Below are 18,965 nucleotides of genomic sequence, written 5' to 3' on the forward strand. Positions count from 1 at the left end.
ACGCCCTGTAATGGGAATTTGCGGAAAATAGCAGATAAGTCTCAGGGGTGCCAGCTCTGTGACATCGGCTTATAGTGGAGAGCATATGAAGTTTTCAGAACCATTGATAGAGGGGCGCTTAATTCGGCGCTATAAACGCTTCCTGGCGGATGTGCGCTTGCCGAATGGCGAAGAGGTGATTGCTCACTGTCCAAACACCGGTTCCATGCGAAATTGTCAGCCGGAAAACGCACGGGTTTGGCTGAGTGAAAGCAATAACCCGAAGCGCAAGCTGCGGTACACCTGGGAGCTGGTGGAAACCAGTCCGGGGGCAATTGCTTGTGTGAACACTGCACGCCCAAATGCTCAGGCTAAGCAGGCGATTGAAGCGGATGTGATCTCAGCGCTCGGGGGGTACAGCCAGTGCCGGAGTGAGGTGCGGTACGGCGCAGAAAAAAGCCGTATTGATTTGCTGCTCACTGGCCACGCGAGTCAGCCGGACGCTTGGGTGGAGGTGAAAAACGTCACCCTGGCGGAGGGCGCACGGGGGTATTTCCCGGATGCGGTCACCGAGCGCGGGCAAAAACATTTGCGGGAGTTGATGGCGCAAGTGGCCCATGGCGACCGAGCTGTGTTGTTGTTTGTGGTGAACCACACGGGCATCGAAGAAGTGCGGCCGGCGGATCACATTGACCCGCGCTACGGCCAATTACTTCGGCAGGCGGTTGAAGCCGGGGTAGAGGTGTTGGCGTACCGTGCTGCATTAATGGGGGTTGACGGAAACCCGAGCACGCGGCTTGATTTGATAGATTCGGTGCCGGTTAATGTTGAACCCTGACTTCGATAAAACCATCGCGTTCGCGCACATCCAGCTCTGTTAATGCATCGCCCTGGCAGGGGCCCGCGATGCACTCACCGTTGCCGGGTTTGAACAGGGCGCCATGGGTCGAGCACTGAATGAACAGGTTGTCGGGGTCCATGAAGCGGCCAGGCATCCAGTTCAGCTCGATACCTAGATGTGGGCAGACGTTGAGGTAAGCCCGCGGCGTTCCGTTGTCCAGAAATACGAAGCCGGTAAGTGGCATCCCTTCCGGCTCAACGGCTTTTTCTTTCAGGCGGAATTCCACGAACTTGCCCGGCATAAGATCTTGTGCCGGGCAAGCGGTTTGCCATTGGGGTTGAAGCGTTTGCATCAGGTGCTGGATCGAGGGCTGAGACCAAGGTGCTGGCGGATTCTGTCCGCCACCGCTTCCGCCACATGCTCTGAATCGGTATGTAGGTGAATCGTGTGGGCTTTTTCTTCCGCCGTCAGGGGTTCGAACCACGTCTGCTGGGCGTCCAGCATCTCTACGGTTGCCTCGGAAGCATCCCCTTTGCGTTTGCGGACCCACTCGCGTCGAAGTGCTTCTGGTGCTTCGGTATGCAGCAGTGCAAAGGGCACCCCTTGATTCTCCGCGACCTGAGCGAACTGAGAGCGCTCGCTTTCCTTCAGGCTGGCCGCATCCACAATCACTGACATACCGGAAGACAGCAGCTGGGCAGCCAAATCCGCCAAATGTTGGTAGGTTTTCTCGGTAGCTTCCGGGCTGTAAAGGTCAGTGCCCAAGCCGGATTTGCTGTCATCCAGCGGCGCAAGCCCGTGCAGACGTTTGCGTTCTACATCCGAACGTAAACGAATCAGCCCCAATTCGGCCGACATGGCGGCACTGACGCAGGTTTTACCAGAGGCAGACAATCCGGTGGTCGCCAGCAGGTAATGGTTTGGGATGGCGCCGTAATCTTCAGCAAGTTGAGCGTAACTGCGATAGCTCTGCATCAAACCGTCGCGCTCGCTGTCACTAAGGTTTGGGTTGCCCAACGTGAACAGCGCGATCTTGGCGCGCACCATAGCGCGGTAGGCTTTGTACAACGGCAGTAGCGCCAGGCCGTCAAAGTCGCCGCGGTACTCCAAGTAGGTATTGAGAACCAGATTCGCCAGCGCGGGTTCCTGACGGGATTCCAGATCCATCAGCAGGAACGCAAGATCATTGATCACATCGATCCAGCGGAAGGGCTCGTTGAACTCAATGCAGTCGAACACCGTGACTTGATCGTTGAACACGGTAATGTTGGCGAGATGAAGGTCGCCGTGACATTCCCGGACCAGACCGTTCGCACGGCGCTCGGCAATCAGGTCACGATTACGCTCAAACGTAGTGCGGGTCCAGTCTTCCAGAGCCTCCAGCTGGGTGAGTAAGGATTTGTCCTCCAGCAGCGGTCGAATCTGGTCGAAGTTCTCCTGCATCGCGGCATAAACGGCCTCCGGCGTGCCCAGAGGTTTGTCCTCGGCAACAGGTGGCAGGCTGTCGTGGAACAAGGCGGATTGGCGGGCCACGCTGGTGAGCAAGTCTGGCGAGAGGTCGTCACGTTCCTGGCGCCTGTCGAACAGTTCGCTTTGGGCAAACTGGCGCATACGGATCGCGTATTCGAACGGCTCGCCTTCGCCATCGAGGATGGGCTGCTCGGGGCTGCCAGTGATAGGCAGTACATCGAGGTAGAGTTCAGCGGCCAGCCGGCAGTTCAGTCGAAGTTCTTCTTCACAGAAGTGCTTGCGGCGTTCCAGAGTAGAGAAATCAAGAAAGCCGAAATCCATGGGTTTTTTGATCTTATAGGCGTAGTCGCCGGTCAGAAGAACCTGAGAGATGTGGGTCTCGATGACCTGAAAATCCCTGACCGGGTGATCGTATAATTCCGGGTTCTGCAGTGCTTTAACCAGTGTGTCGGGGGCGCGCTCGCTCACATTTTGCTCCTGGGTTCCCTGAACTCGTTGATTTTGTTTGCTCTATGATAGACGGCAGATTACAGAAATAACACATAACAGGCCTGCCAGTCGCCTCCTTGGCTTCGTTATAATCGCAGTATGAGTAAATCAACGAAATCCCGTAAAAAATCGTCTAAAAGTCAGCCAAAGAACCGCCGGTCGGGTCTGTGGCGTTTATTGTTCCGAGTGGTTCTGCTGGGACTGGTGGTGCTCGCCGGCTGGATGGTGTATCTCGACGCAGTGGTGACCTCCCGCTTTGAAGGGCGCCGTTTTGAAGTGCCTTCCCGAGTGTATGCCCGCCCGCTGGAATTGTATGACGGTGCCAGTGTCAGTGCTTCAGGTCTGGCGCGAGAGCTTGAGTTGGCCGGTTACCGTGCCGGTGACGGTGTGAAGCTGGGCACTTATCGGCGCAACGGCAGCCGTTTTCTCATCAGCGCCCGAGGCTTTGTGTTCCCGGATGGTGAAGAACCTCGCCGTCGTCTCTCGTTGGTCGTGAGTGGTGATAAGGTTCAGTCCTTCTCGGTGGTATCAGGGCCTAAGTCGCCCATCGTTCGGTTGGAGCCGGCGCAAATCGGCGGTATCTACCCCGCCCACCGCGAAGATCGGGTCTTGGTGCAACTCGAAGAGGTGCCCGAACTGCTTCCCAACACTCTTATGGCGGTGGAAGATCGCGAGTTTTACAGCCACTTTGGTCTGGCGCCCTTGTCGATTGCCCGGGCCATGATGGTGAATATCAAAGCCGGTAGAGTGGTGCAGGGCGGCAGCACGCTGACCCAGCAGCTGGTGAAAAATTTCTTCCTGACCCGTGATCAGACGTTGGTGCGAAAAGGCAATGAAGCCTTGATGTCGATCCTGCTCGAGCTGCATTACGAAAAAGACGACATTCTTGAAACCTATCTGAATGAGGTTTATCTCGGCCAGGCCGGTGTCCGCAGTATTCACGGTTTTGGTCTGGCCAGCCAGTTCTTCTTCGGCGAGCGCCTGAAAGACTTGGCCTCGCACCAAATTGCATTGCTGGTGGGGATGGTGAAAGGCCCCAGTTACTACAACCCAAGGCGCCACCCGAAACGGGCAACCGCGCGCCGAAATCTGGTGTTGGATGAAATGGCGGAAGCAGGGCTGCTTACCGAATCGGATGCGAAAGCGGCGAAGGCCAAGCCTTTAGGCGTGAGCGCCAAGCCATCGTTCACTGATAATCGTTATCCGGCCTACATCGATCTGGTTCGCCGCCACCTGGCGCGGGATTACCAGGAGGAAGATCTCCAAAGTGAAGGCCTGCGCATCTTCACAACGCTGGACCCGGGGGTTCAGCACGCGTCTGAGGCCGCGGTGAGTAAAACCTTGCCCAAACTGCCGAACGCGGGTGACCTCGAAGCGGCACTGGTTGTCACCGCGAAAGATACCGGTGAGGTGCTTGCTCTGGTGGGGGGTAAAGATCCGAGCTTTGCCGGCTTCAACCGGGCGGTGGATGCCCAGCGCCCGATGGGGTCACTGATCAAACCGTTTGTGTATCTGGCTGCGCTTGAACAAGCGGACAGGTATACGCTGATCACGCCGGTTAAAGATCAGGCGTTCACGCTGGAATTTGATGACGGCAAGCTGTGGCAGCCAAAGAATTTCGACAAGCAGGAGCGGGGTGAAGTGCCTCTGCATCGGGCGCTGTCCAAATCCTATAACCTGCCGGCTGTTCGGGTGGGGCTGGATGTCGGCATACCCAAGGTGCAGGAAAAGCTGAGAGCATTCGGGATCACTGGCCCGATCTCGGATTATCCCTCCATGTTGTTGGGCTCGGTGTCTTTGGCCCCTGTGGATGTTGCTCAGCTGTACCAGGGTTTGGCAACATCGGGCTTCAACACGCCCTTGCGCACCATTCGTGAGGTAACGGATGCCGGCAATGAGCCACTTTCACGTTATAACCTGAAAGTGGACCAAGTGGCAGACCCCGCAGCGGTGCACTTGGTGCAGTACGCCATGCAAGAAACCATGCAAGAAGGGACGGGCCGCTCGACCTACTACACCTTGCCAGAACGGTTAACGCTGGCCGGCAAAACCGGAACCACCGACGACGGCCGCGACGCCTGGTTTGCCGGCTTCAGCGGTGATTTGCTGGCAGTTGCCTGGGTTGGCCGGGACGACAACGGTCCAACCTCGCTCACCGGGGCCTCCGGTGCTTTGCCGATTTGGTCGGCGATGATGGCGCAGATTCCCCAGCATGGGTTTTCACCGGTAATGCCGGACGGTGTGCAGTATCATTGGGTGGATACCGAAGCCAACGCCTTGACGGGGGAGGGATGCCGAAACGCGCGCCTCATTCCTTTTGTGGCCGGCAGTGAACCAGACACCCACACCGGTTGTAACGGTGACTTCGGTGGGCAAATACGCGGTTGGTTTGAAGGATTGTTTCGATGAAAAAAGTAACGATAACGCACGCGACCAGCTTCGCGCTGATGCTTGGACTTGCCGGCTGTGCGGCGCCGGGCGGAGGCTCGATTTATGTGCCCATGGGCGGTAGCGAACAGCCTAGAGCGCCCGAGCCGCCCGAGACATCTGCGCCTGAGACCTCGGAACCGAAGGTGTGGCGCAAAAGCGAACAGCCCCAAGTAAACGAACCCGAATCTGAGCAGCCGAGCCGTTCGCCCAGCTACCGGGAATCCGGTGACGAACTGCCTGCAGCGGCAGTGGCGTTGATCCGTGATGCCGATCAACGATTGCAACAGGGAGATTCGGCAGGGGCTATCTCGCGTTTGGAGCGGGCTCAGCGGGTGGCGCCGCGTTCAGCGGAAGTGTATTTCAAGCTGGCAGAAGCCTATGTGGCCGGGAATAACCTGGGCGCGGCTGAGCAGTTCACGCTCAAAGGTTTGTCGCTGGCGGGTAACGATAACCGCATGCAGCGGTCGGGCTGGTTGCTGCTGGCGGATATTCGCCGAGCGCGAGGTAATGTTGCAGGGGCTTCTCAGGCCGAGGATCGGGCGAGAGCTCTGTAGTGTGTAGAGGCCATCCCTGGTCTCTGGCGGCGTTCTCTTGCGGGCTATCAGGATTGCTGGGGGATCAGGGCTGCTTCGGTGGTCTCGCCCGCTCTTACTTCCACGTTTTGGGTGCCATAGAAGTTCATCGCATCGTCCGTTTCGTTATCGTCTACCTGGCAGCTGTAGCTGACGGTGTATGCGCCCTCGGTAAGGAACGCAGCGGTCCACTCATGAAGGCTGTCCGTATCTTCGTCTGCGACTGGAACAATCATGAGTGGGTTGGTGCCTTCACGATTCACGTTCAGATCAACCGGCTCAACCCCTAAGCCTTCATAGACATAAACCGACCCCTCATAATTTGTGCTGCAGCTTGTTGACTGGTTTATTGTGGCGTAATTCACCTCACCTGTTATCTTGCCAACTTCAAGGTTGTTGACCAAACGTAGCACCGGCTTGAGCATGAAGTCGCCCTGAGCACTGCCTTGGGGGTCAACAATGGATTTGCGAACGTCAAAATCGATAGTGAAATCGGTGCTGGTGTCTGCAGCTACGACAAAATCGCCTTTCAGTTTCAGGCCGCTCTGCTCACCAGAAGGGACCCCAAGGGTATATCGTGCATCGCCCTCGGAGGTTTTGGTCACCCACGAATTGTCGGTATCAACAATCAGACGAATTTCTTTGTACTCGCCAGCGGGTACCTCTTCGTCGGTGATCAGAGGCTCGGTCATGCCGCCTTGGAGGGTTAAAAGGTCCACATTTCCGGTTTCCTCAAGACTGTATTCGAGCCACTCACCATCGGCGTGCTTGAGACGGATGGTGTTAAAGGCGATGTGAACACTGCTCAGATCGGTCGCCGGCGCGTCGGTCAGGCCGACAGATACCGTGCCAGTTTGAGCGGATGAAGAGCCACCACCGCTGCCACCGCAGGCAGCCAGTGAGCCGGCTAGAGCCGAGATGGCAAAAAGATTGATTGAACGCTTCATAAAACCTCCTGATAGAAAACTTGCTGATTCGACTGCGAGACATAACTGCATCACGGTCGGCAACGGTGAAGAGTTCCTTTTATTAAATTAGCAAAGGCATCTAAAAGGGGGTAATACAGAATGGTAAGAGAATCGGGCTGGTAGGCGTGGTTCAAAGGATAGAAGGTGAGGAAGTAGAAAGCGGTGACTCAGTGGAACCCGAGTCACCGCGCGGTCTAGCTTAAAGGGTTGCCATCACCTGACGGGCCGCAGCCAGAGTGAACTCGATGTCATCATCTGACAGCGCATCGCATACAAAGCTTGCCTCAAACGCGGATGGCGCCAGATACACGCCTTCGGCCAGCATGCCCTGGAAGAACTTTTTGAAACGCTCTACATCGCACTCCATCACCTGATCAAACCGGGTCACGGATGGCGCGTCGGTAAAGAAGAAGCCGAACATGGCACCGGCTGATTGCACCGCCAGAGGAATACCGGCTTCGTCAGCCGCCGCTTTGAAGCCATCACGTACCTTGTTGGTTTTCTCGATCAGTCGATCGTGGAAGCCGGGTTCTGAAATGGCGTTCAAACTAGTCAGGCCGGCGGCCATCGCTAGCGGGTTGCCACTCAAGGTGCCTGCTTGGTAAACCGGGCCGAGCGGTGAAATGTGTTCCATGATTTCACGCTTGCCGCCAAACGCACCCACCGGTAAGCCGCCACCGATTACCTTGCCCAGTGCGGTCAGGTCAGGGGTGATGCCGTAGAAACCCTGAGCGCCGCCAAGGGAAACCCGGAAGCCGGTCATCACTTCGTCAAAAATCAAGACAGTACCGTGCTCGTCGCACGCTTCGCGCAGGCCTTCTAGGAAACCCGGAACCGGCGGAATGCAGTTCATGTTGCCGGCAACAGGCTCCACGATGATGGCCGCAATCTGGTCGCCAATTTTCTTGAAGGTTTCGCGCACACCGTCGATGTCGTTGAAATCCAGGGTGATGGTGTGTTCGGCCAAGCTGGCGGGAATGCCTGGGGAGTTCGGCTCGCCCAAGGTCAGTGCGCCGGAGCCGGCTTTCACCAGCAGGGAGTCCACGTGGCCGTGGTAGCAGCCTTCGAACTTCACGATTTTGTCCCGGCCGGTGTAACCGCGTGCCAGGCGAATAGCGCTCATGGTCGCTTCGGTGCCGGAGTTGACCATGCGCACCATTTCGATCGATGGCACCAGTTCGCAGACCTTCTTCGCCATGTCGGTTTCGATGGCGGTAGGCGCACCGTAACCGACGCCAAGATCCACTTGGGCGTGCAGGGCTTCTTTGATGCGTGGGTCGGAGTGGCCCAGAATCATCGGGCCCCAGGAGCCGATGAAATCGATGTAGCGTTTGTCGTCTTCGTCGTACAGGTAAGCACCTTCGGCGTGTTTGAAAAATACCGGGGTGCCGCCCACGCCGCGAAATGCCCGAACGGGAGAGTTAACACCACCGGGGATGTATTTTTGGGCCTGTTCGAACAGTTCTTCAGAATGACTCATGATTTGCTCCTGTCAGTTGGAATGTGTCGATAGCGGGTGGTGCAAAGCGACCAGTTGGCTGAATTGTCTGGCCTTCGCTTCTATGTCTTCGGGGCTGCCCCCGAACAGTCCACCCACTACGGCAATGAGATCAGCGCCGGCTCGAATCAGTGGCTCTGCGTTGTCGGTCGTAATGCCTCCAATGGCAGCCACGGGAAGCGCCAAACGGCATGCATCGGTTAACACCTGAACATCTGCTCGGGGTGCGCCGGGTTTGGTGCCAGAATGATAAAAACGGCCGAAGGCCAAATAGTCGGCGCCCCTGGCTTTGGCGGTTTCGGCCAGATCCATCTGCTGGTGACAGGTAATACCAATGATGGCGTCCTGCCCCAGCAGCTTTCTGGCGTCGGCCAAGGCCCAGTCGTCTTGCCCCAAATGTACGCCTTGAGCGCCCACTCGGTGTGCCAGCTCAGGGTCGTCGTTGATGAGTAACGGCACACCTGCATTTTGGCAAAGTCTGACTAGGTCGATGGCCTGGCTCAGCCGCTCTGTTGTCGATGAAAGCTTGTCCCGATATTGGACTAGCACGGCGCCCCCCGCTAGCGCGGCTTCTACGGACTGCAGCAGACGGTCAGGCGGAGTAAGTCGGTTGTCGGTGATGGCATACAGGCCGCGCTTAAGATGTGGGGTCAACGTTCCCACGGAATGCCCCGGTTGGGTACTCGTTGCCCTTGGCCTATGGTCAAGGCGCTCAGAAGTGTGCGGCTGACGTAGTTCTGAGCTTGGGAAATGGCGGCCCGGGCGGAGAGCCCGCTGGCGATGCCGGTCGAAATAGCCGCGGCTAGAGTGCAGCCGGTACCGTGGTATTCATTGTCGCCAATACGCTCAAGCCGCCAATGCATCGGATCGTGCCCGGCGCTGTATAGAGTATTGATGATTTGTGGCCCGGTTCCGTGACCGCCGGTGGCCAGTACCGATTTGCAGCCGGCTGACAGCAGTTTGTCGGCGGCTTGATCTTCGCTGTCGCAGTTACCTAATTGGAGGAGTTCAACCCCGTTGGGTGTAATCATTTCAGCTCGCGCGAACAGCGAGCTCTTCATGGCTTTCACCAGTTCATCATCGGCCAAATCACCGCCACCGGCTGCTTTGATCACAGGGTCAACAATCAGCGGTAGCTCAGGGTGGTTTTCGAGAAACTCCATCAGCACGTTGACCACCGCCGCGTTGCCCATGGCACCGGTTTTAACCGCGTGTATGGGAATGTCCTTGTCCAGACATTCGAGCTGCTGCCGGATGAGCGTCGGATCAATCGCCTCAGCACCATACACATTGTTGGTGTCTTGGACCGTCAGGCACGTCAGCACAGGCAAGGGGTGGCCGCCGAGAGAGGTGATGGCCTGAATGTCAGCCTGGATGCCGGCGCCGCCGGACGGGTCCAGCCCGGACAGCACGAGAACGTGGGGGCGGGTGTAGCTATTAATGGTGAGCCTCCTTAGAAAGGTTTAACAACGGCAAGAATGACAACCGCAAGCAGTATAAAAACCGGCAGTTCATTGAACCAGCGATAGAACACGTGGCTGCGGGTATTGTTGTCGTCACGGAATACTTTTACTAAGTGGCCGCAGTAGAGGTGATACACAATCAGCAGGGCAACCAGGGTCAATTTGGCGTGCAGCCAGCCTTGGCTGAAATAGCCGGATACATTGTAGCTGATCAACCACACGCCAAAAATCAGAGTCGCAATCATCGAGGGCGTGGTAATGCCCCGGTACAATTTGCGTTCCATGATTTTGAAGCGTTCCTGCCCCGGCTTGTCTTCGCACGCCGCGTGGTAAACGAATAGGCGAGGCAAATAGAAAATGCCGGCAAACCAGCATACCAGTGAAATAATGTGAAGGGCTTTAACCCATAGCATGTGTTAGCTCCGGCGGTATTGGTAGTAACTTTCGATATCTGATTGCAAAACGACACCATAAACCCGCTGGATCATTGGGGCTACGTGACGCTGAACGTAGAGCGCCTCAGCTTTGGACTGGTCGAATTCATTGAGGGCTTGCTCCAGCGTGGCTTGATATTGCACGGGCGCAACGTCCAGTCGGTTGGCTGGGATTTGCATCAAATCCAGACTCTCGGGCAGTTCAGGGGCATCCTCTAAATTTTTCTCGTTAAACTCCTCAAGGTAGCGCGCAAGATCGACGGCTGGCAGTAATGACGTGGGGCCGTTGTTGCCATCCACCAAGAGCCATTTCGGTTCTGATGAAAGCACTTTGCGCGCTTCCTCGAGGGTGAGTTGGCGTTCAATGCGTAGAATGTTCCGGTCCATGATGGCGCCAACGGATACCCGCCTCAACGCCTGAGTAACCGGTGAGTTCTGGTAACTTAACCCTTGGCTTTTCAGCACTGTGATGAACAACGACTTCTTGCCGAACGCTTCACTCGTGACCAGGGTCGCGGTGGTAATAATCAGCATGCCCGGCAGAATGATGTTGGGGTTATGAGTGAGTTCCAGCAGCGCCATTAACGCCGCCAAAGGCGCCTGCAATACGGCACCCATCATGGCACCCATGCCGAGCATGGCATAAAAACCGACAGACGATGCGATGTCCGGCGCAAAGGCCGCACCGATTAGGCCCATGGCGCCACCCAGGGTTGCACCAATGAACAACGTGGGGCCGATCACCCCGCTGGGCATGCCAAGGCCGATAGAGGCTCCGGTGATCAGCAGCTTGGCTGACCCCACCCCCAACAGCAGCCAGAAGCCGAGTACGCCGTTAATGGTGTGACCAACGGTGTCGTAGCCAATGCCCATGGTTTCGGGCACAAAGATGGCAAACGGCACCATGAGCAGGCCGGCGCCGAATATGCGTAAAAAGACCGGGCGATGATGATAGCGCCCAAGGCTGTCCACTAATTGAATCAAACAGGCGGCTGCAATGCCGATCATCACCGCTATGGCCAGTATCCATGGGATTTCCAGCAAGGAATTCATGGTCAGCGCCGGAACGCTAAAGGCCGGTTCGGTGCCGTAGACCACTTGGGTGACGATGGCGGCGCTCACTGCCGACAGGATAATGGGGGTAAAGCCGGCGATGGTGTACTCCATCATCACCACTTCCATGGCGAAGATAACACCGGAGATCGGGGTATTGAATGAAGCGGAGATGGCGGCCGCGCAGCCGCAGGCAACCAGTGTCCGGATACTGTTGTTGGGCAGGCGCATCCATTGCCCGAGAATGCTTGAAAAGGCCGCGCCGAGATGCACCGCCGGGCCCTCTCGGCCAGCCGATTGACCAGTGACCACCGTGGTAACGCCGGCGATGAATTGAACGATGGCGCTTTTCAGCGAAATATAGCCCTGATGGTAGTTCAGCCGCTCCATCACGTGGGCAATCCCCACCTTGCGGTCATGAATGCCCAGTTTGTGCAAAAACAACCCGAGCGCCACGGCGCCGGCCAAAGGCAAAATGCCTCGGGTGAGGATGTCCAGATCTTCGAAGTTTTCCGAACCGTTACCAGGGAAAAAGTAATCCAGAGGCCATTCGATGGCGAAGCGGAACAACAGGATCACAGCGCCGGTTACAATGCCGGAAAGCAGACCAAGGACGGCCAGTTGGGGCAGGGCATCCACACCGGCGAGCCTTCCCCGGAAAACGTGGATCAGATTTTCCGTAACCTGTTGCCTGATGTTGCGCATGTGGGCTGGATTCCGGTTGTTCGAACAATTCGTTCAGAGAGATTGGGGTACCATTGTAGCTTTGGGTCTGCAGGCTGCAATAAGTCCTTGGTTTATCATGTTAGACTAACCCGAAATTCTGACCAGAATACGTTGGAGAAGAGCGTGATTAAAATAGGCATTGTTGGTGGTACCGGATATACAGGCGTGGAATTGTTGAGAATTCTCGCCGTTCATCCCGAGGTTGAAGTGCAGTGCATCACTTCGCGCTCCGAGGCAGGTATGCCCGTGGCGGATATGTATCCCAACTTGCGAGGACACTTTGATCTGGCATTCTCGGAACCTGACCCGGCGCAGTTGGCAGCGTGTGATCTGGTATTTTTTGCAACGCCTCATGGCGTGGCTGCTCGTATGGTGCCGGAGTTGATGAAAGCCGGCACTCGGGTGGTGGACCTGTCTGCAGATTTTCGTCTTAAAGATCTCGATGTATGGGCGAAATGGTATGGCATGGCCCACGAGAGCCCGGAGTGGGCTGAGAAGGCCGTTTATGGGTTGCCCGAAGTGGCCCGTGAAGAAATCCGCAAGGCGCAACTGGTGGCGAATCCGGGGTGTTATCCAACGGCCGTACAGCTGGGTTTTCTGCCGCTGCTTGAAAACGGTTTAGTGGATCCTTCACGGTTGATTGCAGATGCCAAATCCGGTGCCAGTGGTGCCGGCCGTCAGGCCAGTGCTGGCATGCTGCATGGTGAAATTGGCGAAAGCTTCAAAACATACGGTGCGTCCGGCCACCGTCACTTGCCCGAGATTCGTCAGGGCTTGGGCGAGGCTGCCGGTAAAGACGTGGGGGTGACCTTTGTTCCCCATCTGCTGCCGATGATTCGGGGTATCGAAGCGACGCTCTACGCAGAATTAACCGACACCGCAGATTTCGATCGTTTGCAGGCTTTGTTTGAAGAGCGCTATAAGGATGAGCCATTCGTCGATGTGATGCCGTTTGGTAGTCACCCCGAAACTCGAAGTGTGCGTGGTGCGAATCATTGTCGTATGGCGCTGCATCGGCAGGAACACAGCAATGTGGTGATCGTCACGTCGGTGATTGATAACTTGGTGAAAGGTGCCGCCGGGCAAGCGGTTCAGAACATGAACATCATGTTTGGATTGGATGAGCGGTTGGGGCTGAATGCGCCAGCGATGCTGCCCTGAGGCTGAATTGTGAGCGAAGCGCCTAAACCCTCAGAGGAATACATTGTTATCCGGCACCGGCGTGGCTATCGTTTACGCCGGACTTTGATACTGCTTGCCTTTACCATTGTTGCGGCCATTTCCGGTTACATGGCCGGGATGGCGCAGGGTGGCTTTCGTTTTTCATCGGCGCAAGAAACCAAAGATCTGCTGGTTCATGAGGTTGATGGCCTGCGCGAGCAGTTCAGTTCCGCGCGCCAGAAACTGATTAGTCTGGAACGAGGTCGTGCGATTGATGAGCAGGCGTTGCGGGATGCAAGAAATGCGATTGTCGAGCTGGAAACGCAAATTTCCGAGCTTAAAGCGGATTTAACCTTTTACCGCAACATTATGGCGCCGACCGAAGTTAGTAAAGGGCTGCAGGTGGATAGCTTTACGCTCACGCCGGCCCGGGGGGATGGACATTATAGTTTCAAGATGGTCCTGACTCAGGTTGGTAATAATAATCGCTATGTGTCCGGGCTGGTCGCGGTCAACGTCATTGGTAACGTTGACGGCGAAAAGCAGGTTGTAGCGCTTAGGGATTTGTCAGAAGAGATTGACGATCTGGGGGTAAAGTTCAAATTCCGTTATTTTCAGGATATCGAAGGCAGCCTGAGCTTGCCGGAAAAATTTGAACCATTGGAAATTCAGGTTGTTGCTCAGGCAGGAGGCCAGAAAGCGGCGCAGGCAGAAAGTACATTTGATTGGGACCAATTAACAGGAAACTGAAATGTTTAATAAGAAAAAGCAGGTACGAAACCGCTCATCTAATCGTTTTGATACTTTGATTTCGGCGCGGACGACCATTGAAGGTGATGTTCGTTTTTCAGGCGGATTGCACATCGATGGTAAAATAAAGGGTCGTGTTATTGCTGAAGAGGGCAGTGATGCTGTCCTTCGTTTGTCCGAGGTGGGGCAGATTACAGGGGATGTCATTGCGCCGCATATCATCATAAACGGCACGGTTCACGGGGATGTTCACTCATCCAGTCATTTGGAGCTGGCTGAAAAGTCCAGTGTCAATGGAAGTGTCTATTACCAGCTGATAGAGATGGCGATGGGCGCGGCAGTGAACGGCAACCTGATTCGACAGACGGAGACGACAGGGCTTCTTTCCCACGAGCGGACAGATGCTGGCGATCTGGAATTCGAGGTCGAGGGTAAGTTTGAATAGTTGACTGTTTTAGTCAGGAATACCATAATCGAGCAAATATCTATTAGTGCCGGAGGCAACCCTTGAGTGTAGTTCAGCAACAAATGGCCACACCGCTGTTTTTCAGTGACAGTGCCGTTGCCAAGGTGCGCGAATTGATCGAAGAAGAAGAGAATCCGGAGCTGAAGCTGCGGGTTTTCGTCACAGGTGGAGGCTGCTCTGGCTTCCAGTACGGTTTTTCGTTTGACGAAAATCAGGAAGAAGACGATACCGTTATCGAGCGTGACGGTATCAAATTGCTGGTGGATTCGATGAGCTATCAGTATTTGGTAGGCGCTACCGTGGTCTACCAAGAGGGGCTGCAAGGCTCCCAGTTTGTGGTTCAGAATCCTAACGCCACCTCAACCTGTGGCTGCGGCAGTTCCTTCTCCATCTGACGATCAAGCGGGGTAGATGGCCCCGAGTATCCTTTCCCCCGAAGCGCCGGTCACTTCCGGCACGTTGCCCGGCAGGCCTTTCAGGGTCTGTCGTGCAAGCCAGGCGAAGGCAACTGGTTCCACCCATTGTGAATCAAGCCCAAGTTCCGCTGTAGTGGCGAGCGCCACTGAGCCAAGCCCTGCTCGCAATTCGTTCATCAGTAACGCGTTAAATGTCCCGCCGCCACAGGCATAAACCGCCATGTTTGCTGTTTCTTGTGGCAGTTGCTGAAGAATGGTGGTGACCGTCAGTTGCAGGAGCGTTCGTTGAACGTCCTCTGGTGGCAGTGTTGGAAAGCGCTGAAGGTGCGTAAGCACCCAGTCAAGGTTGAAGCGCTCTTTGCCGGTGCTCTTTGGGGCAGGTTTGCTGAAGTAAGCATCCGAGAGCATGCTAGCCAGCAGTTCCGGGTGCGTTGCGCCCTCTCTGGCTAGCTGCCCATCTACATCATAATGACGGCCGGTTTGGTGCAGGCACCAAGCATCAAGAAGTGCATTCGCGGGGCCAGTATCAAATCCGACAATAGGTTTTCGATTACCGGCGGGTAGCCAGGTAATGTTGGCAATGCCGCCCAGATTTAGGATGCAGCGGTCCTGTTGGCTGGATTCGAAGAGCCACTTGTGGAACGCCGGCACCAGCGGTGCCCCTTGTCCGCCGGCCGCGATATCGCGGCTGCGAAAATCGGAGACAGTGGTGACGCCTGTCGCTTCCGCGATTAAGGCGGCTGAGCCAATCTGCATAGAAAAAGGTGCGGAACCAGACGGTTGATGGCGCACGGTTTGTCCGTGGCTGCCAATCCCGGAAATGTCGCTGGCGGCAAGGCCGGACTGCGCAATCAGTTCTGAGGCGGTTCGCGCGAAATGCTGTCCCACCAAAGAGCCCAGTTCGCCCAATTCATCCGGCCTGCCGTGGTCTCGGGTCGCCGAGATTAGGCGCTGTCTGAGGTTATCCGGATAGGCGAGAGAGTGAGTGGCACGAATAGTCAGGCTTTGGGGGTTGAAAGACACCAGCACGGCATCGACTGCGTCCATGCTGGTGCCTGACATGAGGCCGAGCCAGTAGCTCATTTTCAATTGTCCGTGGCAAGAGCCAGCTGATGTTGGCTCTCAAGAAATACATTGAGCTGAGCCAGACTTTGGTTGGTAACCTGCTTGAATCGAGCTATTTCGGATTTGGGAATAGGCTGTGCATCCGGCAGTTTGACGGTGCGGGAGTTCTTCGCGACACCATTTACCCGGAATTCATAATGCAGGTGCGGGCCGGTTACCATGCCGGAAGAGCCCACATGACCGATGGTTTGGCCTTGCTTGACGCGAATTCCATTTTTGATCCCTTTGCCCAGTCGGCTCATGTGCGCGTAAAGCGTGGTTATGTTGTCACCATGTTGAAGAACCACTGTGCGGCCGTATCCGCCTTTCCAGCCGGCAAACTTAACCCGGCCATTGCCCGCGGCTTTGATGGGAGTGCCGGGAGGGGCGGCGTAGTCTGTACCCTCGTGCGGCCGAACGATATCAAGTACCGGATGGCGCCGCTGTAGATTGAAGGGAGACGATAGGCGAGCGTTGATCGGAACGCGCAAGAACGCTTTTCGCATACTTTGCCCTTCTGGCGTGTAATAGTCGCTCTCGCCGTTGGAATCAGTGTAAAGCAGCGCAATGTTCTCATCGCCGCGATTGGTGAATTTGGCAGATAGAATCCGGCCAGTATTGAATTCTTCACCATCGATGTACAGTTGTTCGTAAACCACCTCAAAACGGTCACCTTTGCGAACGTCGTAAACAAAATCGATGTCCCAGCCGAAAATGCCGGCCAGTTCCATCGTGAGTCGGTCGTCCATGCCAGCATCACGTGCAGCGAGGTACAGTGAACCGTCGATAACGCCTGAGGCGAAGGCCGGGCGGATTTCCGGTTCCCGAAGCTTGGTTTCTCCCGCATAGCCGTTTTCAGTTTTCTCAATCTTGAGTGACTCCAGCTGGCTGCGCTGAAGCTCTATGGCTACGAGGTCGCCTTCATCGTCCAGGCCAAACCGGATGTCTTCGCCAGCATAGAGGCGTTGGAGCTTGTCGGTCTCGCCCTCACCGTGAATAACGGACAGCATTACGCCATCATTAAAGCCGGCTTTCTTGAACAAAGAAGACAGGGTGTCGCCGGATTTAATGCGAAAGGCTTTCCATTGAAGCTTTGGCGCTTCAGGGGCCGCGATGGCTGCCGGTGGTGCTTGTGTAGCCGCAAGAGCTTGCTCGACTGAGTTAACCGGTATGGCAACTTCTGTAATGTTATCGGCAGTGTTTTGGCTTGTTGGCGCGGAAATGACAGGTTCGCCGGCTCCCGATGCAGTGCCTTGGCTAAGGTCAACCGGATAGGACATGCGTCTGGCTTCAACGTCTGCGCTGGGGCTCATAAGCACGGCCGCAGTGACTACAACAGTTGCAGCGGCGGCGAGCGTTAAATGTGATTTGGGGAAAGTTTTAAGCACGGTGCTCACCCATTATGATCGAAATTCCGGGTAGTTGTGTCCGCTAATTAAAGCGCCTGATCAAGTATAGACCACCAGATTACCGTATATAGAAGAATCAGGACAGTGCCGAACATTACGGATACTGATATGGGCGGGCGTACAAAGTGCGCGCCCGCTGATATAATGTCGGCCCTGATATACAGGGTTTGGTCAAAAACTAATCACGCACACTTTACCAAGTAGCGCTCGTAATTCGCAGCTTTCTTTTGTAGAGCTGTGTAAATGGTCGCTGCTGCCGTTTTGCAGTCAAAACTGGGGATATAGGGTTCATGGCATCACTAGATGAAGCATTAGCCATCATAAAGCGCGGAATAGATGAGCTGATTCCAGAAGAAGATCTGATCGCAAAGTTAAAAGAAGGTCGTCCTTTAAGAATAAAGGCGGGCTTTGATCCAACGGCTCCGGATTTGCATCTGGGACACACCGTCCTTATTAACAAGTTGCGGCAGTTTCAGGATCTGGGGCACGAGGTCATCTTTTTGATCGGCGACTTTACCGGAATGATCGGTGATCCCAGTGGTAAGAGTGCAACTCGGCCGCCGCTGAACGAAGAGCAAGTGATGCAGAATGCCGTCACCTATAAAGAGCAGGTGTTCAAAATTCTGGATCCGGCTAAAACTCGGGTGGTGTTCAACTCCGAGTGGATGGGCAAGATGGGCGCATCCGAAATGATCAAGCTTGCAGGGCAGTACACGGTAGCCCGTATGCTTGAGCGTGACGATTTCACAAAGCGTTTCCGGGCAGAGCAATCGATAGCGATTCACGAGTTCCTTTATCCGTTGATACAGGGTTACGATTCTGTAGCGCTAGAGGCTGACGTTGAGTTGGGTGGAACGGATCAGAAATTTAACTTGCTCATGGGGCGCGTGCTGCAGAAGCATTACGGCCAGAAGCCGCAGGCGATTTTGACGGTTCCGATCCTTGAAGGGTTGGATGGCGTGCAGAAGATGTCCAAGTCCCTGGGTAACTATGTTGGTGTAAATGACGCGCCGGGTGAAATGTACACCAAGCTGTTGTCGGTGCCTGATGAGTTGTTATGGCGTTATTTTGAGTTGCTCAGCTTTCGGCCGATGGCTGAAGTCGAAGAGTATCGTGCGGCGGTAGAAACCGGAGCGAACCCGCAAGACTATAAAAAGATGCTGGCGGAAGAGTTGATCACTCGTTTCCATAATGAGGAAGCGGCAAAGTCTGCGCATAAGTCTGCAGGCAATCGTGTAGCGCTCGGCGAAATCCCCGAAAACGTACCGACGGTAGAAGTGTCTTTGGAAGGGCAGGCCGAAATGCCGATGGCTTCGGTGCTTCGGTTGGCTGGTCTTGTGAAGAATGGTGCAGCGGCTCGCGATGTGTTGGGGCGCGGCGCTGTCTATCTGGACGGGCAGAAGTTTGAGGGTGATCGGATGCTGGTAGAGGGTGACGACTGCGTTATCCAAGCCGGTAAGAAGAAGATAGCGCGCGTATTGGTTGTCGCTTGATTTGCACCTTAAAACGACCAATTCGAACTTTTTTCAAATTGGCCGTTGACTCCTTCGGCGAGGTCTGTAGAATGCGCATCTCGCTTGAGGGGCTAGCCGCTAAACACGGTCAGCAACGAAGCGGTAACTGCTTGAAAGTTCTGAAGAAAACGTTTTAAAGATTCTTCAAAAAGCAGTTGACAAGGTGGCGGTTCAGTGTAGAATGCGCCCCACGATTTAGCAGTAACGCCGGTGAGTTTTTCG

Annotated in this window: 18 protein-coding genes; 8 read left to right on the forward strand and 10 right to left on the reverse strand. The window is 55.4% G+C overall.

Annotated features, from left to right (window positions below):
- Positions 1-85 precede the first annotated feature (85 nt).
- Positions 86-817, forward strand: a complete 732-nt coding sequence (gene sfsA, locus VOI14_RS11630) for a DNA/RNA nuclease SfsA (RefSeq protein ID WP_323752216.1) — start codon at positions 86-88, stop codon at positions 815-817.
- Here sfsA and VOI14_RS11635 read toward each other — a convergent pair.
- Complete coding sequence (locus VOI14_RS11635; RefSeq protein ID WP_323752217.1) at positions 801-1,172, reverse strand: Rieske (2Fe-2S) protein; 372 nt, start codon at positions 1,170-1,172, stop codon at positions 801-803. The genes sfsA and VOI14_RS11635 overlap by 17 nt on opposite strands.
- Complete coding sequence (locus VOI14_RS11640; protein ID WP_323752218.1) at positions 1,172-2,758, reverse strand: AAA family ATPase; 1,587 nt, start codon at positions 2,756-2,758, stop codon at positions 1,172-1,174. The genes VOI14_RS11635 and VOI14_RS11640 overlap by 1 nt, the downstream gene beginning before the upstream one ends.
- A gap of 120 nt (positions 2,759-2,878) precedes the next feature.
- Here VOI14_RS11640 and mrcB point away from each other — a divergent pair, with 120 nt between their 5' ends.
- Positions 2,879-5,188: a penicillin-binding protein 1B gene (mrcB, locus tag VOI14_RS11645; protein ID WP_323752219.1), complete on the forward strand. Its 2,310-nt coding sequence runs from the start codon at positions 2,879-2,881 to the stop codon at positions 5,186-5,188.
- Positions 5,185-5,763 (forward strand): tetratricopeptide repeat protein, encoded by a 579-nt coding sequence (locus VOI14_RS11650; RefSeq protein ID WP_323752220.1) that lies wholly within the window; start codon positions 5,185-5,187, stop codon positions 5,761-5,763. Before mrcB ends, VOI14_RS11650 begins: the two co-directional genes overlap by 4 nt.
- Before the next feature lie 47 nt (positions 5,764-5,810).
- Here the strand turns inward: VOI14_RS11650 and VOI14_RS11655 are convergent, their stop codons facing one another.
- The 6 genes from VOI14_RS11655 to VOI14_RS11680 all read right to left on the reverse strand — a co-directional run bounded on the left by VOI14_RS11655 (position 5,811) and on the right by VOI14_RS11680 (position 11,902).
- Positions 5,811-6,728, reverse strand: coding sequence for a DUF4382 domain-containing protein (locus tag VOI14_RS11655; protein ID WP_323752221.1), 918 nt, complete (start codon positions 6,726-6,728; stop codon positions 5,811-5,813).
- Positions 6,729-6,948: 220 nt separating this feature from the next.
- Positions 6,949-8,229: a glutamate-1-semialdehyde 2,1-aminomutase gene (gene hemL, locus VOI14_RS11660; RefSeq protein ID WP_323752222.1), complete on the reverse strand. Its 1,281-nt coding sequence runs from the start codon at positions 8,227-8,229 to the stop codon at positions 6,949-6,951.
- A gap of 12 nt (positions 8,230-8,241) precedes the next feature.
- The gene (gene thiE, locus VOI14_RS11665; RefSeq protein ID WP_323752223.1) at positions 8,242-8,910 is read right to left on the reverse strand and encodes a thiamine phosphate synthase; all 669 of its coding nucleotides are present in this window, start codon (positions 8,908-8,910) and stop codon (positions 8,242-8,244) included.
- A complete protein-coding gene (locus VOI14_RS11670; RefSeq protein WP_323752224.1) occupies positions 8,898-9,659 on the reverse strand; it encodes a hydroxymethylpyrimidine/phosphomethylpyrimidine kinase in 762 nt (253 codons plus the stop codon). Before VOI14_RS11670 ends, thiE begins: the two co-directional genes overlap by 13 nt.
- Before the next feature lie 41 nt (positions 9,660-9,700).
- Entirely contained in the window at positions 9,701-10,123 is a 423-nt protein-coding gene (gene hemJ / locus VOI14_RS11675; RefSeq protein ID WP_323752225.1) for a protoporphyrinogen oxidase HemJ, read from the reverse strand.
- Positions 10,124-10,126: 3 nt separating this feature from the next.
- A complete protein-coding gene (locus VOI14_RS11680) occupies positions 10,127-11,902 on the reverse strand; it encodes a chloride channel protein (protein WP_323752226.1) in 1,776 nt (591 codons plus the stop codon).
- A 144-nt stretch (positions 11,903-12,046) separates the two neighbouring features.
- Here VOI14_RS11680 and argC point away from each other — a divergent pair, with 144 nt between their 5' ends.
- From argC to erpA, 4 genes are all read left to right on the forward strand, one after another.
- Entirely contained in the window at positions 12,047-13,084 is a 1,038-nt protein-coding gene (gene argC / locus VOI14_RS11685; RefSeq protein ID WP_323752227.1) for an N-acetyl-gamma-glutamyl-phosphate reductase, read from the forward strand.
- Between the two features lie 9 nt (positions 13,085-13,093).
- Positions 13,094-13,834 carry a DUF6776 family protein gene (locus tag VOI14_RS11690; protein WP_323752228.1) on the forward strand — a complete coding sequence of 247 codons (741 nt, stop codon included), beginning with the start codon at positions 13,094-13,096 and terminating at the stop codon, positions 13,832-13,834.
- A 1-nt stretch (position 13,835) separates the two neighbouring features.
- Entirely contained in the window at positions 13,836-14,279 is a 444-nt protein-coding gene (locus VOI14_RS11695; protein WP_323752229.1) for a polymer-forming cytoskeletal protein, read from the forward strand.
- Positions 14,280-14,362: 83 nt separating this feature from the next.
- Entirely contained in the window at positions 14,363-14,695 is a 333-nt protein-coding gene (gene erpA / locus VOI14_RS11700; RefSeq protein ID WP_323752236.1) for an iron-sulfur cluster insertion protein ErpA, read from the forward strand.
- 3 nt (positions 14,696-14,698) lie between these two features.
- Here erpA and VOI14_RS11705 read toward each other — a convergent pair whose 3' ends face one another.
- Together VOI14_RS11705 and VOI14_RS11710 are read right to left on the reverse strand one after the other, a co-directional pair.
- Positions 14,699-15,799 (reverse strand): anhydro-N-acetylmuramic acid kinase, encoded by a 1,101-nt coding sequence (locus VOI14_RS11705; RefSeq protein ID WP_323752230.1) that lies wholly within the window; start codon positions 15,797-15,799, stop codon positions 14,699-14,701.
- Between the two features lie 2 nt (positions 15,800-15,801).
- A complete protein-coding gene (locus tag VOI14_RS11710) occupies positions 15,802-17,208 on the reverse strand; it encodes an OapA family protein (RefSeq protein ID WP_323752231.1) in 1,407 nt (468 codons plus the stop codon).
- 311 nt (positions 17,209-17,519) lie between these two features.
- Between VOI14_RS11710 and tyrS the strand changes: the two genes are divergently transcribed.
- Positions 17,520-18,722 (forward strand): tyrosine--tRNA ligase, encoded by a 1,203-nt coding sequence (gene tyrS / locus VOI14_RS11715; RefSeq protein WP_323752232.1) that lies wholly within the window; start codon positions 17,520-17,522, stop codon positions 18,720-18,722.
- Positions 18,723-18,965: the final 243 nt, after the last annotated feature.

The organism is Marinobacter sp., from assembly GCF_034669625.1.
Classification (GTDB): Bacteria; Pseudomonadota; Gammaproteobacteria; order Pseudomonadales; family Oleiphilaceae; genus Marinobacter.